Here is a 26,075-nt window from a genome sequence, read left to right as displayed (position 1 = left end):
CTTTAAATTTTATAAGTATTTATCTATTTTGATTTAACGGTATTCCCTTTAATATTTCCCTTATCTTATTGGTATTGTTCATTTCCTTATGAATGCCCTCAAAATTTTCGTCCAACAGCATTTGCTTGAACTGCTGCAAATTTCTAATATATTCCTCCAGGGTCTCTACCACATTCTGTTTGTTTTGCTCAAAAATGGGCGTCCACATGTCCGGGGAGCTCTTGGCCAAGCGCACGGTACTTTCAAATCCGCTCCCGGCCATGTCAAAAATATCACGTTCGTTCTTTTCTTTCTCAATAACCGTCTTTCCCAACATAAAGGAGCTTATATGTGATAAATGCGACACGTAAGCTATGTGTTTATCGTGGGCCTCAGGATTCATATACCGAATGCGCATCCCCAGTTGCTGAAACAGATGCAAGGCTTTTTCCTGTAATTTAAAGGCGGTTTTTTCTACTTCACAAATAATATTGGTCTTGCCTTCGTACAAGCCCTGTATAGCCGCCGAGGGGCCCGAAAATTCCGTACCGGAGATGGGATGGCACGCCAAAAAATTCCTGCGTTTGGGGTGGTCTTCCACGGCCTTGCAGACCTGGGATTTTGTGGAACCGGCATCGAATACGACAGCGCCGTCGTTAATCCCATCCAATATCCGGGGCAATTCGCTCACGAGGACATCAACCGGAATACTGACTACGACCACATCGGCCAAAGGCAAATCGGCGTAGCTAGATTTTAGGTCGATAAGGTTCAAGGCCATGGCTTGCTCCAGATGATCCTTATTGGTATCCACACCATAGATTTTGGCATTGGGGTACAATTGCCTGATATCCTTTGCCAAAGAGCCCCCTATAAGTCCGATTCCTATTATAAATACGTTCATTTTTCTAAATTCTGTCAATAGCTTCCCTGATCTTATCCGTTGTTACACAAAGTGAAAACCGTACATATCCTTCCCCGTTGCTCCCGAAAATGGTTCCCGGCGCTATAAAAATGTCTTTTTGGTGCAGTAGTTCGTCAATATATCGTTCGGCCGAAGGGAATCCTGCAGGCAGTTTGGCCCAAACGAACATCCCTACCGCATTTTTGTCATAAACACAGCCCAACTTATCTACCAGCGTAAACATGAGGTTCCTTCTAGCGCTATAAATGCTATCCAATTCATCAAACCAAGCCTTGCCACTTTGTAGCGCTGTAATGGCTCCCTTTTGGATTCCGTAGAACATGCCAGAGTCCATATTACTCTTTACTTTTAGCACCGCCTGGATGTGCTCCGGACTTCCCAAAACCATGCCCACTCGCCAGCCGGCCATATTAAAGGTCTTGCTCAGGGAATTAAGTTCCAGGCATACGGCTTTGGCACCCGCTATTCCCAACAGACTCAGGGGGTTATCGGTCAACACAAAACTATAGGGATTGTCATTGACCAACAGAATATCGTGATGTCTGGCAAATTGGACCAAAGCACCAAGCTGGTCCGCCGTTGCTGTTGCGCCTGTAGGCATATGCGGATAACTTACCCACATAAGCTTTACTCGGGACAGGTCACGTTTTTGCAACGCCCGCAGGTCGGGAAACCAGTTGTCTTCGGCAAGTAGGTCGTAAGAACGCGGAACGCCACCGATCAGTTTGGTTACCGATGTATAGGTGGGATAACCCGGGTTGGGAATCAGCACTTCATCCCCCTCATTCAAAAAGGCCATGCTGATATGCATAATACCCTCCTTGGAGCCCATCAAGGGCAATATTTCCGAAACGGGATCTAAGGAAACCCCGAATTTTGCGTTGTAAAAATCGGCGATGGTCTTCCGCAATTCCGGTAATCCCTGGTAGCTTTGGTATTGATGTGCACCCTTATGGCTGACCGCATTTTGTATGGCCTCTATGACCTTGCCCGATGGGGCGAGGTCAGGGCTTCCAATGCCCATATTGATGATAGGCTTGCCAGCGGCCGCCAAGGCACGTACTTCTCTCAGTTTTTTGGAGAAATAATATTCTTCTACCGTATGAAGACGATCTGCTGTGCGTATCATAATCGTGCGTTTTTATATTCCCCAAGGATCTTAAATTCTTCCGCCATGATTTCCAAAAGGGCTTTCGCCTTCCTAAAATGCTCATAGGTCTCAAAGGTCACATCCACAAAAAAAGAGTATTTCCAGGGCGTTTCAATTACCGGAAGGGACTGTATTTTGGTAAGGTTCAGGTTACAATCGCTCATCACATTGAGCACGGCGGCCAGACTCCCCCTTTTATGATCGGTAATGAAGCGGAGCGAGGCTTTATTGATTTCCTTTTCCGGTAAGGCCTTGTTCCTTGTCTTTATGATGATGAATCGGGTGGCATTGTTCTTAATGGTCTGTATTTCAGGTGCAATAATCCTTAAATCGTACAAATCGGCCGCCATTTGGGGCGCAATGGCCGCAATGTCGTTTAGTCCCTGTTCCTGGATCCTTCGGGCCGTCTCGGCAGTATCCACATCCTCGACCAATTTAATATGTGGATAGTCCTTAAAAAAATCCTTGCATTGCAACAGCGCCATAGGATGGGAGTGCACTTCCTTTATGTCCTGTATTTGCTGTCCGTTGGACACCATTAGGTTGTGGTGGATCTGCAAATAGTGTTCCCCGATAATGTGCAGATTGTTCCGTGAAATCAGGGCGTAATTGGGAATGATCGATCCCGCGATAGAATTTTCAATGGCCATAATGCCCTTGTCCGCGACCCCCTGGAGCAGTTGATCTACCATCGCATCAAAGGACAGACATTCTACCAGGTCTACACCCTTCCCGAAATATTCCTTGGCCACCTGATGGTGGTTAGATCCCTTTATCCCCTGTATGGCTATTCTTAAACCCATTCTCTTTTCAAATGCAAAATCTTACACAAAAAAAAAGTTCCGATTTTCACGGAACTTCACTCTATTTATACCTTTTGAATATGCTAGAACAGTCCCGTACCTCTCTTAAAAAAGAAGTAAAAATAAAAACCGTTCCAGAAATATTGCTTTGTCATTTTTTCACTTAAACTTAGGCTAAGGTAATTATTAAATTTAAAAATCAAATTTTCTATACATCTTTTTTTGAATCTTTCGGATTAGGTATCATTCTTTGAGAATTCATTTTGAAAAATTGGGTTCTGTTAAGAATAATGAATTGGTTGCCAAGACTTCTTATTTGTTTATTTTTGATGAAAATTTAGTATCCATGTCCATAACGGTTCAACACATCACTAAGGCATTTGGGGCACAAAAGGCGCTGGACGATATCTCCTTTACCATCAAAAAAGGGGAAATCGTGGGTTTTTTGGGACCTAACGGAGCGGGAAAATCCACGATGATGAAAATACTGACTACTTACAGTCGCGCAGATGAGGGTAGCGCAGCCGTAAATTCGTTCGATGTGGTGGGTGACAAAAGAAACGTTCAAAAAAGTGTGGGCTATCTGGCCGAACACAATCCATTATATCTGGACATGTATGTAAAGGAGTATTTGGGCTTTAATGCGGATGTCTATAAGTCCGACAAGGGGCGCATCCAAAAAGTGATCGAACAGACCGGACTGGGCCCTGAAGCCCATAAAAAGATAGGGCAACTTTCCAAGGGGTACAGACAGCGTGTGGGCTTGGCAGCGGCCTTGTTACACGACCCCGAAGTACTGATATTGGATGAGCCCACCACAGGTTTGGATCCCAACCAGCTATTGGAAATTCGAAAATTGATCAAGGAAATTGGCAAAGAAAAGACCATATTGCTCTCCACCCATATCATGAAGGAAGTGGAAGCGGTATGTGACCGCGTACTGATCATCAATAAGGGAAACCTCGTTGCGGACAAGAAACTTTCCGATCTCAGGGAGGAAGACGAACAGATTATCGAGGTGGAGTTCGATTATCGGGTGGAAGAAGTGTTGTTGCAGAAGCTGCCCCATGCCGAAAAAGTGAAAAATACGGGCGGTTTTGTCTATGAAATCACCTTCAATACACCAAAGGACATGCGGCCGGCGGTATTCGACTTTGCCCACGATAACAAACTAAAGACCCTGGAGCTGAGTAGAAAAAACAAGAACCTGGAGAGTTTGTTTACCGAGTTGACCAATTAAGGGGCCATAGCCAAAACGCATTCGACCGTTCTCCAATGACCCTCCAACCCATCATTTGATCCTATCCAAATTTTGATCGATGTCCCTGTTCTTAAGATCGGGATCCTTGATTTTCCCCAGGGCATACTTTACCGTAAGGGCAATTTCCTGTGCGTCCGTAAAGAAAATACCCTCGGACCGGATTCCGTTTATCACATAACTTTCTTCAAAACGCATAGCCCTGCCTATATCGTTAAAACGCAACGAACACTGCAATTTTTTAAAGAATGTCTGTGAAATCCCGGCATTCATCACAAATAGGGCATTTCTTTTAAAAATTCCCTCCTCACGTTTGGTCAATCCCCATCCGTCCATGGATATAATGGTGTCTTTGGTTATGCGAAATTGATGGCTGCTGTGGTAATACAGAAAGGGCTTGGCCTTTACCATTGCAGCTTCAGGATCCGTAATGTTATTGTTGGTCAGGACCATGGAGAAAGAAGCGGTCCACTTACGATAGCTAATAGGTACGTTCACATTTAGATTCCAGCCGCTTTGTTCCCCTAAATTAACGGGGCCAAAAATGGCCCGATCGGCCTCTTCATCATAAAAAACACTGTAATAGATGGGGTTTTTCTGTTGGTAATAGCTAAAACCCAGGCTGCTCTTTTTGTACTGAAAGTTCATGGAAACCTCATCTATCAATGTAGGCTTTAGGTTAATGTTTCTGGAAAACTCCAAAAAAGGATTGATAAAGGTGGTAATGGAACTGGCATTGGAAAAATTGGGTCGCTCTATACTCCTGGAATAGTTAAGTGTAATGGATTTGGTACTATCTATAGGCACGCTTAGCCTCATTTTTGGAAAAAAATTGATGTTTTTTCGATCGACCAGAAAATTGGGCGCGTCCGTAAATTTGCCCTGCACCAGGTTCGTTTCCATTCGCAACCCCGCGCTATAACCCACTTTTTTGCGCATTTTGCCAGAAAACTGTGCATAAACCCCAAAGATACCCTCCTCATAGCGATAATCCGTATCCAAATCCGCGTCACCGATAGCTTGAACCTGGGTGCGTGCCTTGGCCCTGGCCTCATTGACATTGAATCCAAGCTCCCACCGTGCTCCATGGGTAAAGGCGCTTTCCAAATCTAATCGGAATGCAAGGGCATCCAACTGGTACTTTTGTTGTCGGGATTGTGACGGTACAAATCCTGTACTATTAAAATCATTTGAAATATCGGTATCCAGTTTTTGCACAAAGGAAGAATACTGTCCGCCCAAAAACACATTCAAATTCTTACCGAGTTGCTTGTTGAAATTCAAGTTCCCACTAAAAAAATCCTTGGTATTGTCGTTCAGGGTTTGGGAAACGATAAAATCTGCTGAGGTACCCTGTGCCAAAAACGTATCCGTATCGATCGGAAATTTATCGGTCTGCAGTTTTAAAAGCGTACCAAGGGAAAAATAGTCCGTGTCGTTGAATTGATAGGACAGGCCTGCCCCCATATGGGTCTGCAACCTAGTATTGGCCCGCATAAGGGCCAAATAATCGGTTTGGATATCCTGTGCGGGAATCTGGAATTCAAAACCATTGCTTTCCCAGGTTTGCAGATGATTTAAGGCGAGGTTTCCCCTGAGACTTAACCCCTTCTTTCTATAGGTCCCGTTGGTATTCAAAAAATGGTTGAAATTGCGCTTTGACGAGGCCGTCTCCGATACGTTCAACTTAATGCCCTCGGAAAGGTTGGGCTTTGGCGTAATCAAAAGCACAGCCCTCCCCGCTGCCTCGTATTTAGCCGATGGATTATTGATAATCTCAATACTACTGATGCCTTCCACAGGGAGGGCGGCAAATTCTTCCAAACTTATCTGTTGGTTTCGCAAATAGATCAAGGGGGTGCCTTTCCCAATAACCGTTAAGGATTCCCTATCCGGACTCAGCTGCAGGTTGGGCAATCGGGACAGGAGGTCCAGGGCATCCGGAATGGATGAAAAGATGGGGTTGTCCACATTTACCTTTAGGTTTCCATGCTCATTTGAAAATACGTTTTTGGAGCCCCTGAGTTCAACAGCATCCAGTTCTGTAACATTTTCTGTCAATTGGATCTGCAATTCCATATTTTCGTCCACTTCCAGGACCCTTGACTCATCGCTAAAGCCCAGGCAGGAAATTCGCAAGCGGTAGCCACCTTGCCCGATACCTTCAAAAAAAAAGATTCCATCAGTTATGGTGGTGTAATTGATCAGCGTCCCGTCTTTTATCGCAAATAAAAGGGCATCACCAAAGGCAACGGGAGCACCGTCACCATCTACCACGCTTCCCGAAAGGGTATGGGTCTGTCCATAAGCGATGTAAGACAACAGAATTGCGATGGCCATGATTCCTCTATGCATCCCTTTGGTTTTTGGATGCAATTACGCCAGCAAAGCGCATTAATCATTTTTTTAAGGGTGGGATTTAGGTACTAGTACCTAGACTAATTTTTCGCTTTCTTGAACAATTCCCCTCTATTGGCTACGTTCAGCTTCCCATAAATATTGGTTATGTGGGTCTTGACGGTGCTGATACTGATAAAAAGCTCGTTGGCAATTTCCTTATTGCTCTTTCCGGCCAGGATAAGTCGCTGTACCTTCTGTTCCTGCCTGCTTAAATCTACCCCATTGGCGAGATTTTGTTTTCTTCCCATAAGTAACAAAAACACCAATCCCCCCATGGCCACTACCAGAACCACATTGAGGATTCTACTGGTCCTATATTTCCTTGCCACCACCTCGGTGGTAAGATAGGCCAGTTTCTTTTCGAGAAACAGGTATTGGGCCGGATCTAGATCGCTCACCTTCAGCTCTTCCAGAAGGGCCACATAATGGTCAGGGTTCTTGGCGATGTCCTCATCCAGTAATTTTTTATTCTCCAACTCATGGATTCCGATAAGTTTTACCATGAGAATCCGAAGAGAATCCTTGGTATAGCCATTTAAGCGAGCGGCATATGCCATGGCGGTACTATCGCCGTATTGCATTTCCCTGTTTCGAAGTGCAGCCTCGTATTTGCGTAGGCTCTGCCATTCCGTATCGGTCTTGTTGGTAGTATCATAAGGGCCAAACAACCGCTTTCCTTTTCTAAATTGGACGCTGTCTTTCCTGGACAATATCAACAGCCTATCATTGGAAGGTCCTTGGCCAAGGACCTCCTTGATGCGATCCATATGCAAGCGATAGACAGCATCTTTATCCGCAATCAGTTTTCGTTCAAAGGAAAAGTAACCGTCCTTGCCAACGGTTGTAGAGGCCACCAATCTGGTGTGCCTATAATCGGGCAGGTCTTTCATCTTTATCTCGGAGAGATAAACCTTGGATCCCCAGGCCTCGGTATCTTCCCTATGCACATAGCCCGAGATGGCATTTTGGGCCCAAAGGGCGGTACCACTCAGCGTAAGTACTAAAAAGAAAAGCTTTCTAAACATGATTTACTATAAACGGAACAACTAAGTTAGGGGTTTCCTAAGATAAAATCAATACAGGAGATACCGCCTTACACCGCCTCGAGAATCAAATCGATAATCTCGTCCAAAGGTTCCTGTACCTTAGGGTCAGTACAGTTGATCAGTATGGAAATTACCGTTCCATGTTCGGGGTATACAAAAAAATTGGAATACCCGCCAACACCGTTCCCTACATGGCCGTAATACGCCCTACCCTTTTTGTCCATACTTACTTCCCAGCCCAATCCGTAGTAGGTGGGCTCCCCGTTGATGGTAACCGAGCTGAGAAATTCGGATATTACCGAGGTATCTGCAATGGCCCTATCCAAATACGCCTGCCCCAACTTGGCGATATCTTCGGAAGTGGATAGATAACCCCCACCGGCAAGCTTATAAAAATTATCCACCGGCACCGCTTTGCGAAAGCCTCTTGAATTTTTGGAATAGAAAACGGTTCCCAAAGGTGTGGAATCGCCAGAAAGCTCGGGAAAGGTATGTGCCATGCCCAAGGGTTGCAAAACCCTATGCCCTACAACTGCTTCAAAGTGTTGCTGACAAGCTTCTTCTATGGCAAGGGAAATCAGGGCCCAATCGTAGCTGTTATAGTGGTAATCGGTCCCCGGCTCAAAGAGTAGTTCGTCATCCTTGAACACGCTAATTCCCTCCTTGATGGAATAGGGTTCGTTTAAGGCGTACTCCTTGCCCCGGTACGATCGGATTCCCGCAGTATGCCCGGCCAGTTGTCTAATGGTAAAGTCGTATCCCTTTGCAGGATAATAGGGTACATAGGTATAAAAGGATGCATCCAAATCAATGATTCCTTCGGCCACTAGCCTGGCCAAAGCTGTAGCGGCTATGGGCTTGGATACGCTTGCGATCCTAAAAATTGTCTTCCGTGGGTCTACCGGGCTTCCCCTGTCCAAATCGGTATGTCCATAACCTTGCTGAAACACAGTCTGCCCATGTTTAAGGGCAGTTATCGCCAAGCCTGGAACCTTCTTTTCGGAAATCAAAGATCTGAGCAATGTATCGGCCTGAAGCAAGCCTTGCAAGGGCCTATCTTCCCCTACGATCCGGCGGGAGGCGAAAAGATCTTTCAAGTATGTAAGCAGTGGCTTCATTCTAAATAATTGATCTTGGAGTAAATCCCCTACGCACTTAGGAATCCATGGCCAATGATGTTTAAGGTGCATCACCACGCTCGGAGTCACAAAAGGGCGGCCTAATCCCTAAAAATCAATCGCCCGTTAAACAGTTCCTCCACATTGATCACCGGCGGCCTATTAAAACTTACCACATCTCCGGTACCCCGAATCACCCCGTTCAAAGTTTGTTCGGGAAAGATCAATATATCATTGGAACCCCTATGGTTCAAGGTAACGTTCTGGGCGATCAGGCGTTCCGCATCTATCCTGGAATCTCCCGCAGCGATAAACACATTGAGATTTTCTACTGTACCCCCAAGCTCAAAAAAGGCAATGCCATTGGTAGTGATACTTATATTTTCCGAGGCCACTTCCAATTCAAAAGAGCCATCGGTGGTCTCCTCCTCAGGGTTGGTGAAACTCTCGGAAAACAAGGTCAGGCTCGGGTAACCCAATACTCCATCACTTTCAATGGGAAAACCGGTATTGCTCCTAATTTCGGTGATGTCAGGTGCGGTCACGTACACCGTAGTGAGTCCAAATTCCCGCACAAAATTACAATTGTTTTCATCGCGTAGTAGGAGTCTGTCCCCTTCCACCACAGCAGATACTTCATCCCGTAAAAATTCCCCTGTCTCTATTTCCACCTTTTGTTCGGCACCATCCCTGAGGACCAAACGTACGTTCTCGAAAACTGTAATCGCGGTAAATGCGGGTACGGTGACCTCGTCCCGGACGGTATCGCCAGCGTTCTGGAAGCAGTCAGAAAAACCATCCCCGTTACAGGAGACCAGTGTTAGCACAAGATATGTCAAAAACCATTTTCTCATAGACGTACCCCTATTCCAAATTCCACGGCTTCGGCCTTGGCCCCGTGCGATTTTAATGTAATCGCGCCGTACCACCGATCCCCAAAATAGCGCTTTAAGCCAATCCTATTGTATACCCGCCCTTCAAAATCAAATGGATAATACACATAGTATCCCAATTGGGTAATGACGGACATGCTGTTGATAAAAAGTTCGTGTCCCAAAAACAGGCCGACCCTTTTGAAATCCGTGTCCTCCGCTACCGCCAGTTCAGGAAATGCGATGGCCTGAAAGCGTATCAATTCCTTTAAAAAATTGGAGAAAAACAGGTCGGTCCCTAGCTGTATGGCGCTTACCCTTCCCAAACGCTTATCGGCATAGGCCGAGAAAATATAGAATGGGAACCTCCCGGAATCAATGACATCACTTTCGTTGATTCCGCTCCTGAAGGCCAGGTTAAACCGCAAAGGTTCCCTGATTTTTTCGGTTTCCCTATCTGCCTTCGGAAGGTATTCAAATTCCTTTCCGCCATCCAGGTCGTACACCAATCCGGCGTTAAAAGCCAAGGTGTTCGTGGAAGTATTGGGCGCTTTAAAGTTGGCATTGGAATAATGCACTACGGAGATGCCCGCCTTAAATCCGATGCCCTTGAAGAGGTTCTCCCGGTGATAATTGAACATCAGTAAGGTAGAACTCAACAAATGTGAGCCGTAGGCATTGTTCCTAAAATTGAGGTTTTTGTCATATGGATTGGTGTTGTATGCCAGCCCTTGTCCAATCCGGAATTGCAGTTTGCGCCTAAAAAAATAAAAATTATAATGGGCGTATACCCCGTAGTTTTTGCCCAGGGTCGTATTGTCCATGTCCTGGTATACAAAGGAAAAACCAAGATCGGGATAGTTGTACGTTTGTTCCCATTCCTGGGAACCATAGGTCTTTCTATTGAAGGCCAGAATGATCCCGCTGGGATGTTCCGTGATCAGATGGGAGATATCCGGGTTGTGCAAGAGAATGGAACCGTAGAACGGGTTGGCATCCACTGTAAATTTTTTGGGAAGGTTTTCTTCTTGTGAAAAGCACAGCAGAGAGGAAAAAAGTAGGCCAAAGAGAATTTTCACGTTCATGGGGTGTAAAAATAAACAATCGGTCGAGAACTGGACACCCTTGCCCGTTTTATGTTTTTAAAACCGCTGAATTCGCTTAGCTACCCCCTAGAAAACGGCCTTGGCAATGGCCTTGATATTGTCCGATTTTCCCATGGAGTAGTAATGCAGCACCGGAACACCAGCTGCCTTGAGCTCCTTGGATTGTTCAACCGCCCATTCTATGCCTACTTGGCGCACTTCCTTGTTGTTATCACAGGCATCTACGGCATCTATCAGATCTTGGGGCAGGTCTATGCGGAAGACCTGTGGCAACAATTGCAAATGCCGCTTAACGGCAATCGGTTTTATTCCAGGAATAATGGGCACTGTGATACCTATTTCCCTGGCAGCCTTCACAAAATCAAAATACTTCTGGTTGTCAAAGAACATCTGGGTCACCACGTATTCGGCGCCTGCATCCACCTTTTCCTTTAATCGTTTCAAGTCCGATTTTAAGGATGGAGCCTCCAGGTGTTTTTCCGGATAGCCGGCCACACCGATACAAAAGTCGGCACAATCGTCGGTCTCTATCACCTCGTGGAGATAGGTACCGCAATTTAAATCGTGGATCTGGCGCACCAGGTCTATGGCATAGGGGTGGCCTCCCTGTGTGGGTTCAAAGAACTTTTCCTCCCTCATGGCATCCCCTCGCAAGGCCATTACATTATCCAATCCCAAATAATGGCAGTCTACCAATAGGTATTCGGTCTCCTCCTTGGTAAAACCTCCGCACAGTACATGGGGAATGGTGTCTACGTTGTATTTGTGCTTTATAGAAGCGCAAATCCCTACGGTACCTGGGCGCATTCGAGTGAGCTTTTTGTCCAAAAGGCCATCCCGATCTAGGTATACATATTCCTCCCTGGAGGTAGTTACATCAATAAAGGGAGGTTTAAACTCCATCAAAGGATCTATGTTGTTGTACAGTTCTTGGATGCTTCTCCCCTTTACCGGGGGGATGATCTCAAATGAAAAAAGTGTTTTTCCCTTGGCTTGTTTTATATGTTCCGTTACTTTCATCGATATGCTACTTGGTTCAGTATCCTTTTCTTTTCTTATGCGTTCGGGCGGGCTTTCGGTAGTCGCTTCCCCCTTCGCCTTCGGCTACGGAGGAGAGCTCCAACAGTACCTCAATCCCTAACGCAAATCAGTCTTCCGCTATGTTTGGGGCCAACCATTGTTTGGCCTTTTCCATGGGTATTTCCTTTCTTTCGGCAAAGTCCGCAACCTGGTCTTCCTTGATCTTGCCTAGGCCAAAATACTTGGCCCCGGGATTTGCAAAATAATAGCCGCTCACACTGGCTGCAGGCCACATGGCCAGACTTTCCGTGAGGGTTACCCCAATTTTTTGCTCCACCTCCAATACCTCCCAGATGGTCAATTTTTCCAGATGGTCCGGGCAGGCCGGATAACCTGGTGCCGGACGTATACCTTTGTAGGCTTCCGCTATCAGCTCCTGATTGCTCAATTCCTCGCTGGAAGCGTAACCCCAATACATGGTGCGGACTTCCTTATGTAAATACTCCGCGAAGGCCTCCGCTAACCGATCGGCCAGGGCCTTGATCATAATGGCGCTGTAATCGTCCAATTCCTTTTCAAATTTCTCCGCCAATGCCGCCGTTCCAAATCCGGCTGTGACACAGAAACAGCCCAGGTAATCCTGTATACCAGTTTCTTTTGGCGCTATAAAATCGGCCAGGGCCAAATTGGGGACACCTTCCCTTTTTTTGAGCTGCTGGCGCAAGGTTCTAAAAACATGTTTTGTTCCATTCGCGCTTACTTCAATATCATCAACGTCCATGGTGTTGGCAGGGAACAGCCCAAATACTGCTTTGGCCGTTAGTTGCTTCTCTTCAATGACCTTTTTCAACATTTCCCGGGCATCCGAAAAAAGTTCCCTGGCCTGCTTGCCCACTACCTTGTCTTCAAGAATATCCGGATATTTGCCGTGCAGGTCCCAACTTCTAAAAAAGGGGGTCCAATCAATAAAATCTTCCAATTTTCCCAACTCTTGGTCCTCAATGACGTGTATACCCGGTTTTTTTGGCGGCACAATTGAGGTACGGTCCCAAGCTATTGCCAACCTATTGTCACGTGCTTCCGCAAGTGTGAGGTATTCTTTTGCCCTTGTGCGCTTCAGAAACTTGTCCCTAAAGGTTTCATAGTCCAGTTTAAGGGATTCCTTGTAGGCGTTGGAGGACTCTTTTTGCAACAGATCCCCCACCACGGTTACCGCTCGTGAGGCATCGTTTACGTGTACCACGGCCGAACTGTACTGCGGGTCTATTTTTACCGCTGTATGCGCCTTGCTCGTGGTGGCACCTCCAATTAACAGGGGTACCTTAAAATTTTGCCGTTCCATTTCCTTGGCCAAAAAGACCATTTCATCCAGGGAAGGGGTAATCAATCCGCTTAGACCAATGATATCTACCTTTTCCTCCTTGGCCGCATTGATAATTTTTTCAGGAGGTACCATAACGCCCAAATCCACAATCTCATAATTGTTACAGGCCAGGACCACACTGACAATATTTTTTCCGATATCATGAACATCCCCTTTTACTGTGGCCATTAAGATCTTACCTGCGGCTTGGGAAATCCCATCCTTCCCAGCTTCGATATAGGGAAGCAGATAGGCCACGGCCTTCTTCATCACACGGGCCGATTTCACCACCTGTGGCAGAAACATTTTTCCGCTTCCGAACAGATCACCCACCACGTTCATACCCGTCATCAAATGTCCTTCTATCACTTCTATAGGCCTGGTAACGCTTTGCCGTGCCGCCTCCACATCCTCCACAATATATTGGTCTATCCCCTTTACCAAAGCCCGTGTGATACGATTTTGCAAGGGTTCCTCGCGCCAAGACAAGTCTACCTTGCCTTCCTTTGCCGTGCCTACTACAGTTTCGGCAAAATCCAGAAGGCGTTCGGTGGCATCGTCTCTACGGTTGAGAATGACATCCTCTACACGTTCCAAGAGATTTTTCGGAATATCATCATAGACCTCCAACAGGTTTGGGTTAACAATCCCTATGTTCATTCCCGCTTTTATGGCATGATATAGAAATACCGAGTGCATGGCCTCCCGAACCGGATTGTTCCCCCGGAAAGAAAAGGAAACGTTGCTTACCCCGCCACTTACACTGCAGTGGGGCAGGTTTTCGCGCACCCATTTGGTGGCTTCGATGAAGTCTACCGCGTTGCGTTTGTGTTCCTCCATTCCAGTGGCCACCGGAAAGATATTGAGGTCAAAAATGATGTCCTCGGGAGGGAAATTCACGCGGTTTACCAGTATATCGTAGGAACGTTGGGAAATTTCTATCCGTCTTTGGTAATTGTCTGCCTGCCCCACCTCATCAAATGCCATGACGATTACGGCCGCTCCATAGCGTTTAATACGTTGGGCATGTGCTATAAATTCGGCCTCTCCCTCTTTTAAGCTGATGGAGTTTACCACACATTTCCCCTGTACCACTTGGAGTCCGGCCTCGATAATCTCCCATTTGGAGCTATCGATCATAATGGGCACCCGCGCAATATCCGGCTCGGCTACTACAAGGTTCAGGAATTTTACCATGGCCTCCTTGCCATCGATAAGGCCGTCATCCATATTGATATCTATAATCTGGGCTCCCCCTTCCACCTGGTTACGGGCAATATCCAGCGCCTCCTCAAATTTGCGCTCTTTGATCAGGCGCAGAAATTTCTTGGATCCGGCCACATTGGTGCGCTCCCCCACGTTTATGAAATTGCTTTCCGGGGTAATGACCAGGGGTTCCAGGCCTGAAAGCTTTAGATATTTTTCTTGGATCTCGTTCATTGTCACACTATTGTACGGCATTTCCCTGTACCGGAATCTTCATCCGCCTAGGTTCGTATTCCTTCACCAAATCTGCAATGGCCTTAATGTGCTCCGGTGTCGTGCCACAACACCCCCCCACAATGTTGACCAAACTTTTTTCTACATATTCCCGTATTTGATCTGCCATTTGCTCGGGTGTCTCGTCATAGGCTCCAAAGGCATTCGGCAATCCTGCATTGGGATGGGCAGAGACGGCATTTCCCGTCTTCACCGATAACACTTCCAAATGCGGTACGAGTTGGCTGGCCCCTAAGGCACAATTAAACCCTACCGATAACATGGGGATATGGGAAATGGAAATTAAGAAGGCCTCAGCGGTCTGTCCGGACAGGGTTCTCCCTGAGGCATCCGTGATGGTACCACTGATCATCACGGGTACTTGAATGGCTCGTGCTTCCTTGACTTCTTCTATAGCAAATAGGGCCGCCTTGGCGTTTAGGGTGTCAAAAATGGTCTCTACCAACAAAATGTGGGCGCCGCCATCGAGCAAGGCCTCCACCTGCTGTTTGTAGGCCGTTTTTAATTCCTCAAAGGAAATGGCCCTGAAACCCGGATCGTTCACATCGGGGGACATGCTGGCCGTCTTGTTGGTAGGGCCAATACTTCCGGCAACAAAGCGTGGTTTATGAGGTTCCCGGGCCGTGAAGTCGTCAGCGACCTCCCGGGCTATCCTGGCCGATTCATAATTGAGTTCGTAGACCAGTTCCTCCATGCCATAATCGGCCATGGCTATGGTCGTGCCCGAAAAGGTATTGGTCTCCACAATGTCCGCGCCCACCTCAAAGTATTTCCGGTGTACGGCGGCAATCGCATGGGGTTGTGTCAGGGACAACAGGTCGTTATTGCCCTGTAAGGGGTGCGGCCAATCCGCAAAGCGTTCACCGCGAAAATCGTCCTCAGTGAATTTATAGCGCTGCAGCATGGTGCCCATAGCGCCGTCCAAGACTAAAATTCGGTTTTCCAATATGCTTTGTATCGTATCCATGCTGTTTTTTGTATTAGCGATAATCCCATGCATGCTCCATTCCCTCATTTTGCAAGGGAAAACATCATAAAAATGCCCCCTCCGCAAGCAATGTGGTGAACTGGTATTCATAGGGTATCAAGTAAGGGAAAGGTCAAGACCGGAACGTCTTGCTTTTTGTTATCTATTCCCAAATCGGTTGGGATAGAATGTAGCACCTTCTTTATCCAAATGGGTTTGTGAAAAAGGGTTGCTAAGGCTTCAACGGGTCTATTCCCTCCACCTTTCTTGATAACGTTTTCAATTTTGAAATGAACTGAGTGCAAAGAAACAGCACAGTTCCTTTAAAAACAAGGAAAGTCCAATTTTTTTGGATCTCCTATTCCAAAAAAAGAACCCTTCTGCCGTTTAGGGAAGAAGGGTCCATAGCTAATCTACATAATGTGGTACTCTTACACCAAAATACTTTGCACCACTTCTTTTTTTGCTTCTTTCTTGGAGCCATCAAATCCTTCTACCCCTCCAACGGTGGTGTATTTCATAACATACCGCTTGCCCGGATGGATCCGTTGATAAGCGCTCTGGCACATAACCGCCGCCTCGTGGAAACCGGATAGGATCAATTTTAGTTTTCCAGGATAGGTATTTACATCCCCAATGGCATAGACCCCGGGGATATTGGTCTGATAGTCATAGGCGTTGTTTACTTTAATGGCGTTTTTTTCTATTTCAAAACCCCAGTCCCCTATGGGTCCCAATTTTGGGGAAAGACCAAACAAGGGGATAAAATTATCCACTTCCAGATAGGTCTGTCCTTTTTTGACATCATTGTGCTTAACAACAACCGCCTCCAAATGGTCCTTACCGTGCAGTTCAGTTACCTCGGCCTCCGTAAACAATTGGATTTTTCCAAGTTTGGCCAGTTCCGATGCTTTTTCCACGGAATCCAGGGCCCCACGAAACTCGTTTCGCCTGTGCACCAGGGAAACCTCGGCAGCTACATCGGCAAGGAAAATGGCCCAGTCCAATGCTGAATCCCCACCCCCGGCGATAACTACTTTTTTATTTCTATAGACCTCCGGATCTTTAACGATATAGGCCACGCCTTTGTCCTCAAAGTCCTTGATATTTGAAATGGGCGGTTTTCTGGGTTCAAAGGAACCCAAGCCCCCAGCAACCACTACAACGGGCGCGTGGTGCCTTGTACCTTTGTTCGTAGTAACGATAAAGGAGCCGTCTTCCAACTTGTCCAAGGTTTCGGCCCGTTCGCCCAAGGTAAATCCAGGTTCAAAGGGCTTTATTTGTTCCATCAGATTGTTCACCAGATCGCCCGCCAATATTTCGGGAAAGGCCGGAATATCATATATGGGTTTCTTGGGATAGATTTCGGAACACTGCCCGCCTGGTTGTGGCAAAGCGTCTATTAGATGTGTTTTTAATTTTAGCAATCCCGCCTCAAACACCGTGAAGAGCCCTGTAGGACCCGCACCTATTATCAAAATATCCGTTTTTATCATCTCTAATCGATTTACTTTATCTTATTTGTCGCCTATCCCAATACGGTTTTATGGGCGCTGTTTTTACTTTCCACACGTATTTGTTTTGCCTTATATCCGTAGGCAATATCTTTTAGGGCAGCCCTATGCCTAACAACCTCGCCAATAACAATGATGGCCGGATTGCTGAGCTGTTGTTTTGCCACTTCGGCCTCTATGGTCCCAACGGTTGCCACACCCACTTTTTCATTTTTCTGGGTGCCATTTTGGATAATGGCAATGGGCATTTCCGATTTCCCTTCCTGCCTGAAGAGTTCCACAATTTTGGATAATTTACCCATGCCCATTAAAATAACCACCGTGGCGTTGGATTTGGCGGCCAAGGCCACATCCTGTGACAATTTGTGATTCTTCGTAGTTCCGGTAATGACCCAAAAACTTTCTGTTGCACCTCTTTTGGTCACCGGAATATCTTGCAAGGCAGGAACAGACACGGCGGAAGACAGCCCCGGAACCATTGCCACGGAGATTCCATGTTTTGCGGCATATTCCATTTCTTCAGCGCCCCTTCCAAAAACAAAGGGGTCTCCTCCCTTTAAACGTACCACATGTCCGTGGGTCTTGGCCCGACTCACGATCAGTTCATTGATCTGCTCCTGCTGATAGGCATAACACCCTTTTCGCTTGCCCACAAAAATATGTTCGGCCAAAGGAGCATACTGCAGGAGGGTGGGATCTACCAAGGCATCATAAAGGACCACATCGGCATTACCCAAGGTCTTTACAGCCTTAAGCGTGATCAGTTCCACATCTCCTGGACCTGCACCTACAACGGTAAGTTTTTGTTCGTTACGCATGTTCCAATTCCAATTTTCTATAGGCTTCCACTTTCTCCAAAAAGCGTTTTGCATCCAATAGATAGTTTTTCGCAAAAGCTTCGGTGGGCTTGTTTTTATTCAATTGAAGCGCCAGGGTCTCAAAAGAACCCCTAAGGTCTATATTTCCAGGGGCCACAAACACTTCATCGAAGCTCTTGATAATGCCCACATGGGTATTTGTCTTTTTATTTTCTGCGGTCAACAGCGCCTTGGCAGAATTTACCATGGAAGCGTAGGAATGGTAGATGCTGGCAGCCCATTTTCCCTCTTCAAATGCGGACTGGGCATTTTGGATCTTTTCTTCGCTCTCGAACAGCAGCGTCGCGATCAAATCAATGACCACTCCGGCACATTCCCCTATTCCTATGGCCTTTTCATATCTCTTGGTATTTCCCCAATCGATAAAATCTTCTTGGGTCAAACGTTCTATATTCGATAGCGGTTTAAGAAAGTCGTAGAAATAATGCTCTCCCTTTTCCGCATAATAGTCCACAAATTTTGCTCCCTTGCCGTGCGCTTCAAAATCGTTCAGTATAAGACGAAGGGCCTCTGGTCCCCTTTTACTGGGCACCTTAATGACTTTATCCGCAAAGCGTCCCTCTCCGTTCCCAAAATTGCCACCACCCAAAAGCACCTGAAGTGCCGGGGCGACCAATTTGTCCTTTGTTCGTATGGACATCCCCTGAAAGCCAATGTTGGCCATATTGTGCTGCCCACAGGCGTTCATACAACCGCTGATCTTGATGACCACATCCTCATTGGCAATGTATTGCGGGTATTCCGTTTTTATGACCCTTTCCAACTCCTCGGCAATCCCCGTACTGCTTGCTATACCCAAATTACAGGTATCCGTTCCAGGACAGGCGGTTATATCCAAGGCTTTATTATATCCCTTTTCAACAAAACCCAACTTTTCCAGTTCCGTGTAGAAAAAAGGCACTAGGTCCTCCTTCACATAGGGAATCAATATATTTTGCCTGAGCGATAATCGAAACTCGCTCGCGGCGTACTTGGCTACCAGGTCGGCTAAAAGTCGTGCCTTATCCGTGTAGAAATCACCCAGCAACACCTTGATGCCGATGGCCACGTATCCCTCTTGCTTCTGAGGAACCAAATTGGTGGACTTCCATGCCTCAAAGGCTTCCTTGTCCTGAATGTTCACCTTAGGCACGGCACTTTCGGCCACTATCGCCTTAGGGTAGGCATCTGCATCTATGGGATAGGAAGTATAGGGTACGGCAGGCCGTACCTCTTCCAGTAAGTTTTTGAAGCCCTCCAGGCCCACGTCCCGCACCAAAAATTTCATACGGGCCTTGGCCCTGCTCTTGCGTTCCCCATAGCTATCGAACACGCGTACAACACCATCCATCAACGGAATGATTTTGTCCGAAGGTAAAAAATCGTAAAGTACATCGGCGTGCCTTGGTTGCGATCCCAAACCACCGGCAAGCATGACCTTAAATCCACGAACACCATTTTTTATTTTGGCAATAAAACCCAAATCGTGCATATAGGACAATCCGGTATCGGCCTCACTGGCGGAAAAGGAAACCTTAAATTTCCTTCCCATTTCCTGACTGATGGGATTCCGTAAAAAATACTGGAACAGCGCATGGGCATAGGGTGACACATCAAAGGGTTCATCCGCATCTATCCCTGCCGTTTCACTAGCGGTGACATTACGGACCGTGTTTCCACAGGCCTCGCGTAGGGTAATATCGTCCTGTTCCAATTGTGCCCAAAGTTCGGGGGTCCTTTCCAAATCCACATAATGGATCTGTATATCCTGACGGGTGGTGATGTGCAAGCGCCCGGTGGAATATTCATCGGACACATCGCAGATACGCCTTAACTGATCGGAGGTCACCTTTCCATAGGGTAATTTGATTCGGATCATTTGCACCCCCTCTTGACGCTGACCGTAAACACCTCTGGCCAAACGCAGGCTTCGGAATTTTTCCTCGTCTAGTTTGCCCTCCTTGAACTGACGGATCTTGGCCTCCAATTCAATGATATCTTTTTCTACTGTCGGGTTTTCCAATTCTGTTCTAAAACTTTGCATTTGTCCTATTTTATTTATTTCTCCTATGGATTTAGTAGGATATTAACTTAAACACCTCCACCATTATGCGGATGATCCTCCTTTTAATTGATAAAACCTACCGCTGCTGTTGCGTTGGTATGGGCATCCAATAAAATAAAGGCACCATTATACTTGTTGTCCTTATAGGCATCGTAATAAATGGGCTTGCTCAATTTTATCCGTACTTCACCGATTTCGTTGAGCGCCAATTTACCATTGGCTTCTATTTGTCCGGAAAAATCCGTGGTCATTACACTTTCTATGGTATCAATTTTGGACAATACCTTGTTGGTGCTATGTTGTACAATATATTTTGTTCCCGGCTGCAATTGTTTGTTGTCCATCCAACACACGGTTGCCCGGATTTCTTTCTCAATTTTGGGAAGTTCGTCGGTCTTTACCAACATATCCCCCCTTGCGATATTGATATCGTCCTCCAGGGTAATATTGACGGAGCTTCCTGCCACCGCCTCCTGGTAGGTCTGATCAAAAAAGTAGATTTCCTTTATCCTGGATTGGATAAGGGACGGGAGCACGGTAACGGAATCGCCTACCTGTAGGCTTCCTCCGTAGACCTTACCGGCATATCCCCGAAAATCGTGATATTCCTCTGTTTTGGGTCGTATTACGGTCTGTATAGGGAACCGAACCTGCCCCCCTTCATACACGTCGGCCGCTTCCAAATGCTCCAAATGTTCCAAAAGGGTATCTCCGTTGTACCATGGCATGGCATCGGTCTTTGCTGCGACGTTGTCCCCATTTAAAGCACTGACCGGAATATAACTCACGCGCTGTTCTGCATAGGTGCTTTTAAGGTTCAATGCCTCAAAATCGCGCTTAATAGCCTCAAAGGCCGCCTCTGAATAGTCTACCAGGTCCATTTTGTTCACGGCCACGATCACGTTTTTGATCCGCAATAGATTGTTGATGAAAAAGTGCCGGTAGGTTTGTTCTATGACCCCTTTCCGGGCATCGATCAAGATGATGGCGGCCTGGGAAGTGGAAGCTCCGGTAACCATATTCCTGGTATATTCAACATGTCCCGGGGTATCGGCAATAATATAGCTTTTGTTGGGGGTAGAAAAATAAATATGGGCCACGTCTATCGTAATACCCTGTTCCCTTTCTGCCACAAGGCCATCGGTAGCCAAGGAGAAATCGAGGTAATCATAGCCTCGTTGCTCACTGCTTTTCTTGATGGCTTCCAACTTATCGTCGGTAAGTGACTTGGTATCGTAGAGCAACCTCCCTATTAAGGTACTCTTGCCATCGTCCACACTCCCTGCCGTCGCTATCTTTAGTACTTCCATTTTTCTTCTTATTTGGTGCTGGCCGCCCTCCTGACGGAAATTGGCTTGCCAACTTCAACCTTAGTTACTCTATACTGTTTTAGAAATATCCTTGCTGCTTGCGTTTTTCCATTGCAGCTTCGGATCTTTTGTCATCGATCCGCGCTCCCCGTTCGGAGATTTTGGATGCCCTAATTTCGGCCACCACCTTATCTATAGTATCGGCATGCGATAGTACCGCAGCGGTACACGACATATCCCCTACCGTTCTGAAACGGACCATTCGCTCCTCTACGGGTTCATCTTCGGCCCTAAAAACAACGGCATCGGCCGCTGACCAAATAAGACCATCGCGAACAAAGATGTTACGCGGATGTGCAAAGTATATGGATGGAATCTCTATCCTTTCTTTTTGGATATAACTCCAAACATCCAATTCTGTCCAATTGCTTATAGGGAAAACACGGACGTTTTGTCCAATTTCAATGTTCCCGTTGAGCATATCGAACAGTTCTGGTCGTTGGTTTTTTTCGTCCCACTGCCCAAAATCGTCCCGAACCGAAAAAATACGTTCCTTGGCCCTTGCTTTTTCCTCATCCCTACGGGCCCCTCCAATACAGGCATCGAACTTGAATTCCTCTATGGCGTCCAAAAGCGTAGTGGTTTGTAAGCTGTTGCGACTGGCATATTTTCCAGTTTCTTCCACTACCTTGCCTTGGTCTATGGAATCCTGCACTTTACGCACGATCAGTTCCACACCCAATTCTTCTACCAGCTTGTCGCGGAAGGCCATTGTTTCGGGAAAATTATGACCCGTATCTATATGCATTAAGGGAAAAGGAATCTTGGCGGGATAAAATGCCTTTTGCGCCAGGCGGACCAGGGTAATGGAATCCTTGCCACCCGAGAACAACAGCACAGGTTTTTCAAACTGCGAAGCTACCTCCCTCATTATATATATGGCCTCATTTTCCAAGGCGTTTGTCCTTAGTATCGGTAAGGCATCCTGCCTTGTTTCCGTTTCCCATTCGGGCGTTAATGTATTTACACTCATTTTTTTAAGTATGTAATCCACATTCCCTGTTTTCGAGAACTTTGGTGGGGTCAAAATATTTATGTTCATTGGGCAAATTCCGTTCCTCCAGATATACATCCAATTGTACATCGTTCCAATGGTAGAAAGGGCTCACTTTAAGTACCCCATCCTTGCTCAAACTCAAAATATCCAGGGTATTCCTTAGCTCGGTCTGTCCCTTCCTTAAATTGGTAAACCATACATCGGGTTGGTGTTCGGCCATGGCCCTTTTAAAAGGTTCCAGTTTTACCTGCTCCGTGAACTTTGCATGATTTGGGTCATCTATACCTGGAATACCCATTACAACGTCGCGATGGGCGGCAGTTTGTTGGGGTACATATAATTTAACATTAAGTGCTAATCTTGAAATGAGTTCCTCGGCATGCCGGTAGGTATTCGGTGTATTGTAGCCCGTATCCGCCCAAATAACCGGAATATCCCGTTGTACTGCGGTGACAGCATGGAGTATGGCAACCTCATAAGGTCTAAAATTGGTAGTAACCAGTGGAGCCTGTCCGTTTTCAATTGCCCAAGAGATAATCTCTTCGGGAGTAAAGCCGGTAAACTGTATGTTTAGTTCCTTGATTTGTTTTTCAGTAAAACCCATTTCATTGTTTCCTAAGAAGGTTAAATATTTTGCTCCTATCTGCCCCAGCTGATGGTATTCCAAATCCGTTCGTGAAAAAAGTACAGGGCCATCTTTGTAAAAAGCTCCACGATCCCAATGGAAAAGGCAACGGCCAGAGTGCCGGTGACAATCCAGGAAATTACAATGGTATCCAATGTTCCTATGATTCTCCAGCTAATGGATTTTGCTATACTCCTCTTGGGTTTATCCGATTTCCTGTCAACACTATAGCTGCTTTTTTCGGTTCTTCTGTTTAAAACAAATTGGTCTGCAATCATGAAAATAAACTTATATTTTTTTATCCTATAGATTTAATAGGGTAAACAAAAATAGTATTATTATTCTTAGTAGACGTTAAAAAAGCATTAATATTACGTTTATCCTATCGTTTTAATAGATTAATGGCTTACAGGACCAATTCCTATCAAAAATGGAGTAATCCTAGCTGTTTTTTGGGAATTTCGAATTAGACAATAATATCGGCCAGGGTATTATTCCGGTATACCTCTAGCACACTGTCCCTGACTTGTAACATTAGCTTGTGCACCGAGCAGCTGTCCTCATCCGGACAATCGTCGCACTTTTCGTAAAAATTGAGGCTTACACAGGGCACCATGGCAATAGGGCCTTCCAGCACCCGTATTACGGCGGTCATGAGTATTTCCGAAGGCTCTTTGATCAAATAGTAGCCACCGCCCTTCCCTTTTTTTGACCCGAGAAATCCCGTTCTTCTGAGGGTGAGCAAAATACTTTCCAGAAACTTTTGGGAAATATTTTCGTGCCTCGCAATTTCGGCAATTTGCACGGGTTCCTTATTTTTCTGATTCGCTAAAAAAGTCAGTGCCTTAAGTCCATATTTTGTCTTCTTGGAGAGCATGCTACGAATATAGACAAAATCGAATAAAAGGCAGAGCAGAGAGCCTGGGTAAAGCCGCAAGATCCACCTATTTGTTACAAAATGAGTTCCATTTTGATGTTGCTCCTTTCATAGGGCGGATTTTCTTCCGACACAATTTCCCTGAAACCATACTTTCTGTAAATGTAGATAGCATTCTCCAGAAAGGTATTGGAGTAGAGAATGAGTTTTTCCCATTGTTGCTCACGAGAGAAATCAATGCAGAACTGCATGAGGCCCTGACCTATCTTATGGCCCTGAAATTTAGGCGACACCGCCATTTTTCCCAATTCATAGATGTTTTCCCCTGCCCTGATCAGGGAAAAAGTCCCTGCAATTTCCTGGCCCACCCTTGCAAAGAAAATATGCCCTCCCGGGGCTATAATATTCTCCTCACAGGCTTCCAGGAGTTCTGCATCATGGGGTTCCACTTCAAAGTACTTTTCCAACCATTCCACATTAAGGCGGGCAAAGTCTTTGGCATATCGCGATTCAAAAGGTATAATTTCCACGTTTTTCATCTCGGTACAATTTATTCCTTAATATTTTCAAGTATCCTTTTACTAAGTTCCCTTTCCGCCAAGCTGGCTTCCAATTGGGATATGTGATCCAATAGACTACTGGAAGGAAAATGGGTAAGTTCCTTTACCTGGGTGTCCATAGCTTTCCATAGGGGAAGCATCTTTTGGTGTACTTCCTTTCCCCTCTCAGTGAGGTAGTACAACTTTTTGCGTTTGTCCGTGCGATCGGACTTAAAGGCAACCAAATCTTTTTGCATTAACTTCTGCAATGCCTGGGTAATTGCCGGTTGTGAATACCGTAATCCTCCTTGTATATGCGATGTAGTGACCATTTCCGAATCGATTATGATCTTGAAAATGGGGAAAAGGTAGGGGTCAAAATCGATGCCCTTGGCCGCGTATACCAATTGTATTTCCTTCATAAGCTGTCCGCTTAGTCTATTTAGACGGGAGCCCAAGCCCAGTTCGGCCAAGGTTTTCAGAGTATCATTCATAACTGCTTATATAAGTGCTTATGTAAATATATCACCTTTTACTAAATTATACAAATCCCCCTATTCTAGGGCCTGCGCGATATCAGCAATGATATCATTAACATGCTCCAGTCCCACGGACACCCGGATCATTCCATCCGATATGCCCACAAGAGCCCTTTCTTCTGACGATAATTTGCTATGGGTAGTAGACGCAGGATGGGTGACGATGCTCCTGGAATCGCCTAGATTGGCCGAAAGTGACATCATTTTTACGGAATCAAAAAACCGCTGGCCGGCCCCCAACCCGCCCTTTACCTCAAAGGCCACAACACATCCACCCGCCTTCATTTGTTTTTTTGCCAGCTCGTATTGGGGGTGCGATGGTAAAAAAGGGTATTTCACCCAGTCTATCCTGGGATGTTGTTCCAGGAACTCTGCCACCTTAAGGGCATTCTCACAATGTCGATCCACTCGAACTCCAAGGGTCTCCAGGCTTTTGGACAAAACCCAAGCGTTAAAGGGGGACAAAGACGGTCCCGTTATTCTTGAAAAGCGGTAGATCTTGTCTATGAGTTCCCCGTTCCCCACGGTGATTCCTGCCAGCACCCTACCTTGACCGTCCATGAGCTTTGTGCCGGAATGTATCACCAGGTCGGCCCCGAAGGCGATGGGCTGTTGCAAATAAGGCGATGCAAAGCAGTTGTCTATGATGAAAATCAAATTGTGTTTCTTGGCAATAGCGCCCAAGGCTTCCAGATCCAAGATGTCGACTCCCGGATTGGTAGGTGATTCGGCATAGATAAGCTTGGTATTGGGCGTGATCAGGTTTTCTATTTCATCTAGCTCATCGAGTTTAAAATAGCTGGTACCTATGTTCCATTTGGGAAAAAATTGGGTAAACAAAGTGTGGGTAGACCCAAAAATACTGCGCGCTGAGAGGATATGGTCCCCATGCTCCAACAAAGCGGCAAAGGTCGAAAAAACGGCCGCCATTCCGGAAGCAAATGCAAATCCGTCCTCCGCACCTTCCATTTTACAGACCTTATCAATAAATTCGGAAGAATTGGGGTTGGAATATCGGGAATAAATATTTCGATCCTTTTCTTCGGCAAAAGAGGCCCTCATATCCTCGGCATCCTCAAAAACAAAACTCGATGTGAGATACATTGGACTTGAATGTTCCAAATATTGGGAACGCCCTAACTGTGTTCTTACCGCCTCTGTTTCAAATTCACGTCTCTTTTTCAT

23 protein-coding genes and 1 riboswitch are annotated in these 26,075 nt (G+C 46.1%); of the genes, 1 reads left to right on the top strand and 22 read right to left on the bottom strand.

Annotated elements, in window-relative coordinates; translation table 11 throughout:
- Positions 1–19: 19 nt before the first annotated feature.
- From ACRD67_RS05020 to ACRD67_RS05010, 3 genes are read right to left on the bottom strand one after another with little or no spacing between them, the layout of a single operon-like run.
- A complete protein-coding gene (locus ACRD67_RS05020) occupies positions 20–883 on the bottom strand; it encodes a prephenate dehydrogenase (protein WP_430965943.1) in 864 nt (287 codons plus the stop codon).
- A gap of 4 nt (positions 884–887) precedes the next feature.
- A complete protein-coding gene (locus ACRD67_RS05015) occupies positions 888–2,033 on the bottom strand; it encodes a pyridoxal phosphate-dependent aminotransferase (protein WP_430965942.1) in 1,146 nt (381 codons plus the stop codon).
- Positions 2,030–2,857: a prephenate dehydratase gene (locus ACRD67_RS05010; protein ID WP_430965941.1), complete on the bottom strand. Its 828-nt coding sequence runs from the start codon at positions 2,855–2,857 to the stop codon at positions 2,030–2,032. The genes ACRD67_RS05015 and ACRD67_RS05010 overlap by 4 nt, the downstream gene beginning before the upstream one ends.
- A gap of 346 nt (positions 2,858–3,203) precedes the next feature.
- Between ACRD67_RS05010 and gldA the strand changes: the two genes are divergently transcribed.
- Positions 3,204–4,097, top strand: a complete 894-nt coding sequence (gene gldA, locus ACRD67_RS05005) for a gliding motility-associated ABC transporter ATP-binding subunit GldA (RefSeq protein WP_430965940.1) — start codon at positions 3,204–3,206, stop codon at positions 4,095–4,097.
- Between the two features lie 51 nt (positions 4,098–4,148).
- Here gldA and ACRD67_RS05000 read toward each other — a convergent pair whose 3' ends face one another.
- The 19 genes from ACRD67_RS05000 to ACRD67_RS04910 all read right to left on the bottom strand — a co-directional run bounded on the left by ACRD67_RS05000 (position 4,149) and on the right by ACRD67_RS04910 (position 26,075).
- Positions 4,149–6,470: a TonB-dependent receptor domain-containing protein gene (locus ACRD67_RS05000; protein WP_430965939.1), complete on the bottom strand. Its 2,322-nt coding sequence runs from the start codon at positions 6,468–6,470 to the stop codon at positions 4,149–4,151.
- 83 nt (positions 6,471–6,553) lie between these two features.
- Positions 6,554–7,540, bottom strand: coding sequence for a response regulator transcription factor (locus ACRD67_RS04995; RefSeq protein ID WP_430965938.1), 987 nt, complete (start codon positions 7,538–7,540; stop codon positions 6,554–6,556).
- Positions 7,541–7,608: 68 nt separating this feature from the next.
- Complete coding sequence (locus tag ACRD67_RS04990; protein WP_430965937.1) at positions 7,609–8,679, bottom strand: serine hydrolase domain-containing protein; 1,071 nt, start codon at positions 8,677–8,679, stop codon at positions 7,609–7,611.
- A 101-nt stretch (positions 8,680–8,780) separates the two neighbouring features.
- A complete protein-coding gene (locus ACRD67_RS04985) occupies positions 8,781–9,533 on the bottom strand; it encodes a head GIN domain-containing protein (RefSeq protein WP_430965936.1) in 753 nt (250 codons plus the stop codon).
- Entirely contained in the window at positions 9,530–10,636 is a 1,107-nt protein-coding gene (locus tag ACRD67_RS04980; RefSeq protein ID WP_430965935.1) for an acyloxyacyl hydrolase, read from the bottom strand. The genes ACRD67_RS04985 and ACRD67_RS04980 overlap by 4 nt, the downstream gene beginning before the upstream one ends.
- Before the next feature lie 87 nt (positions 10,637–10,723).
- Positions 10,724–11,677 carry a methylenetetrahydrofolate reductase [NAD(P)H] gene (gene metF, locus ACRD67_RS04975; RefSeq protein WP_430965934.1) on the bottom strand — a complete coding sequence of 318 codons (954 nt, stop codon included), beginning with the start codon at positions 11,675–11,677 and terminating at the stop codon, positions 10,724–10,726.
- Between the two features lie 127 nt (positions 11,678–11,804).
- Entirely contained in the window at positions 11,805–14,480 is a 2,676-nt protein-coding gene (gene metH / locus ACRD67_RS04970) for a methionine synthase (protein ID WP_430965933.1), read from the bottom strand.
- Positions 14,481–14,487: 7 nt separating this feature from the next.
- Positions 14,488–15,507: a homocysteine S-methyltransferase family protein gene (locus tag ACRD67_RS04965; protein ID WP_430965932.1), complete on the bottom strand. Its 1,020-nt coding sequence runs from the start codon at positions 15,505–15,507 to the stop codon at positions 14,488–14,490.
- Between the two features lie 156 nt (positions 15,508–15,663).
- Positions 15,664–15,784: riboswitch (SAM riboswitch) on the bottom strand.
- Positions 15,785–15,938: 154 nt separating this feature from the next.
- Entirely contained in the window at positions 15,939–17,003 is a 1,065-nt protein-coding gene (locus ACRD67_RS04960; RefSeq protein ID WP_430965931.1) for an NAD(P)/FAD-dependent oxidoreductase, read from the bottom strand.
- 32 nt (positions 17,004–17,035) lie between these two features.
- Positions 17,036–17,839, bottom strand: a complete 804-nt coding sequence (cobA, locus tag ACRD67_RS04955; protein ID WP_430965930.1) for a uroporphyrinogen-III C-methyltransferase — start codon at positions 17,837–17,839, stop codon at positions 17,036–17,038.
- A complete protein-coding gene (locus ACRD67_RS04950) occupies positions 17,832–19,922 on the bottom strand; it encodes a HEPN domain-containing protein (RefSeq protein WP_430965929.1) in 2,091 nt (696 codons plus the stop codon). The genes cobA and ACRD67_RS04950 overlap by 8 nt, the downstream gene beginning before the upstream one ends.
- Positions 19,923–20,005: 83 nt before the next feature.
- The gene (locus ACRD67_RS04945) at positions 20,006–21,253 is read right to left on the bottom strand and encodes a sulfate adenylyltransferase subunit 1 (RefSeq protein WP_430965928.1); all 1,248 of its coding nucleotides are present in this window, start codon (positions 21,251–21,253) and stop codon (positions 20,006–20,008) included.
- Positions 21,254–21,332: 79 nt separating this feature from the next.
- Complete coding sequence (cysD, locus tag ACRD67_RS04940; protein ID WP_430965927.1) at positions 21,333–22,286, bottom strand: sulfate adenylyltransferase subunit CysD; 954 nt, start codon at positions 22,284–22,286, stop codon at positions 21,333–21,335.
- A gap of 4 nt (positions 22,287–22,290) precedes the next feature.
- On the bottom strand, positions 22,291–22,914 hold the full coding sequence (locus tag ACRD67_RS04935; protein WP_430965926.1) for a phosphoadenosine phosphosulfate reductase domain-containing protein: 624 nt from the start codon (positions 22,912–22,914) through the stop codon (positions 22,291–22,293).
- 35 nt (positions 22,915–22,949) lie between these two features.
- Positions 22,950–23,213 (bottom strand): DUF2061 domain-containing protein, encoded by a 264-nt coding sequence (locus tag ACRD67_RS04930; protein ID WP_430965925.1) that lies wholly within the window; start codon positions 23,211–23,213, stop codon positions 22,950–22,952.
- 188 nt (positions 23,214–23,401) lie between these two features.
- Positions 23,402–23,812 carry an RrF2 family transcriptional regulator gene (locus tag ACRD67_RS04925; RefSeq protein WP_430965924.1) on the bottom strand — a complete coding sequence of 137 codons (411 nt, stop codon included), beginning with the start codon at positions 23,810–23,812 and terminating at the stop codon, positions 23,402–23,404.
- Positions 23,813–23,886: 74 nt separating this feature from the next.
- Positions 23,887–24,351 carry a GNAT family N-acetyltransferase gene (locus ACRD67_RS04920; RefSeq protein WP_430965923.1) on the bottom strand — a complete coding sequence of 155 codons (465 nt, stop codon included), beginning with the start codon at positions 24,349–24,351 and terminating at the stop codon, positions 23,887–23,889.
- An 11-nt stretch (positions 24,352–24,362) separates the two neighbouring features.
- Complete coding sequence (locus ACRD67_RS04915) at positions 24,363–24,845, bottom strand: MarR family winged helix-turn-helix transcriptional regulator (protein ID WP_430965922.1); 483 nt, start codon at positions 24,843–24,845, stop codon at positions 24,363–24,365.
- 60 nt (positions 24,846–24,905) lie between these two features.
- Positions 24,906–26,075, bottom strand: coding sequence for a trans-sulfuration enzyme family protein (locus ACRD67_RS04910; RefSeq protein ID WP_430965921.1), 1,170 nt, complete (start codon positions 26,073–26,075; stop codon positions 24,906–24,908).

The organism is Eudoraea algarum, assembly GCF_050589645.1.
Lineage (GTDB): Bacteria > Bacteroidota > Bacteroidia > Flavobacteriales > Flavobacteriaceae > JBNGOQ01.
Note: the sequence above shows the minus strand (reverse complement) of the source record. Positions and strands in the feature narration are given on the sequence as shown.

Bases quoted from the DNA above. Each gene is read 5' to 3' on its own strand.
- ACRD67_RS04950 (WP_430965929.1), bottom strand. From the start codon at position 19,922: ATGCAAAGTTTTAGAACAGAATTGGAAAACCCGACAGTAGAAAAAGAT.
- ACRD67_RS04985 (WP_430965936.1), bottom strand. From the start codon at position 9,533: ATGAGAAAATGGTTTTTGACATATCTTGTGCTAACACTGGTCTCCTGT.
- ACRD67_RS04965 (WP_430965932.1), bottom strand. From the start codon at position 15,507: ATGGATACGATACAAAGCATATTGGAAAACCGAATTTTAGTCTTGGAC.
- gldA (WP_430965940.1), top strand. From the start codon at position 3,204: ATGTCCATAACGGTTCAACACATCACTAAGGCATTTGGGGCACAAAAG.
- ACRD67_RS05000 (WP_430965939.1), bottom strand. From the start codon at position 6,470: ATGCATAGAGGAATCATGGCCATCGCAATTCTGTTGTCTTACATCGCT.
- ACRD67_RS04920 (WP_430965923.1), bottom strand. From the start codon at position 24,351: ATGAAAAACGTGGAAATTATACCTTTTGAATCGCGATATGCCAAAGAC.
- cysD (WP_430965927.1), bottom strand. From the start codon at position 22,286: ATGAGTGTAAATACATTAACGCCCGAATGGGAAACGGAAACAAGGCAG.
- ACRD67_RS04980 (WP_430965935.1), bottom strand. From the start codon at position 10,636: ATGAACGTGAAAATTCTCTTTGGCCTACTTTTTTCCTCTCTGCTGTGC.
- ACRD67_RS04990 (WP_430965937.1), bottom strand. From the start codon at position 8,679: ATGAAGCCACTGCTTACATACTTGAAAGATCTTTTCGCCTCCCGCCGG.
- ACRD67_RS04945 (WP_430965928.1), bottom strand. From the start codon at position 21,253: ATGGAAGTACTAAAGATAGCGACGGCAGGGAGTGTGGACGATGGCAAG.
- ACRD67_RS04930 (WP_430965925.1), bottom strand. From the start codon at position 23,213: ATGATTGCAGACCAATTTGTTTTAAACAGAAGAACCGAAAAAAGCAGC.
- cobA (WP_430965930.1), bottom strand. From the start codon at position 17,839: ATGCGTAACGAACAAAAACTTACCGTTGTAGGTGCAGGTCCAGGAGAT.
- ACRD67_RS04915 (WP_430965922.1), bottom strand. From the start codon at position 24,845: ATGAATGATACTCTGAAAACCTTGGCCGAACTGGGCTTGGGCTCCCGT.
- ACRD67_RS04995 (WP_430965938.1), bottom strand. From the start codon at position 7,540: ATGTTTAGAAAGCTTTTCTTTTTAGTACTTACGCTGAGTGGTACCGCC.
- metH (WP_430965933.1), bottom strand. From the start codon at position 14,480: ATGAACGAGATCCAAGAAAAATATCTAAAGCTTTCAGGCCTGGAACCC.
- metF (WP_430965934.1), bottom strand. From the start codon at position 11,677: ATGAAAGTAACGGAACATATAAAACAAGCCAAGGGAAAAACACTTTTT.
- ACRD67_RS05010 (WP_430965941.1), bottom strand. From the start codon at position 2,857: ATGGGTTTAAGAATAGCCATACAGGGGATAAAGGGATCTAACCACCAT.
- ACRD67_RS04925 (WP_430965924.1), bottom strand. From the start codon at position 23,812: ATGCTCTCCAAGAAGACAAAATATGGACTTAAGGCACTGACTTTTTTA.
- ACRD67_RS05015 (WP_430965942.1), bottom strand. From the start codon at position 2,033: ATGATACGCACAGCAGATCGTCTTCATACGGTAGAAGAATATTATTTC.
- ACRD67_RS04910 (WP_430965921.1), bottom strand. From the start codon at position 26,075: ATGAAAAAGAGACGTGAATTTGAAACAGAGGCGGTAAGAACACAGTTA.
- ACRD67_RS04935 (WP_430965926.1), bottom strand. From the start codon at position 22,914: ATGGGTTTTACTGAAAAACAAATCAAGGAACTAAACATACAGTTTACC.
- ACRD67_RS04960 (WP_430965931.1), bottom strand. From the start codon at position 17,003: ATGATAAAAACGGATATTTTGATAATAGGTGCGGGTCCTACAGGGCTC.
- ACRD67_RS05020 (WP_430965943.1), bottom strand. From the start codon at position 883: ATGAACGTATTTATAATAGGAATCGGACTTATAGGGGGCTCTTTGGCA.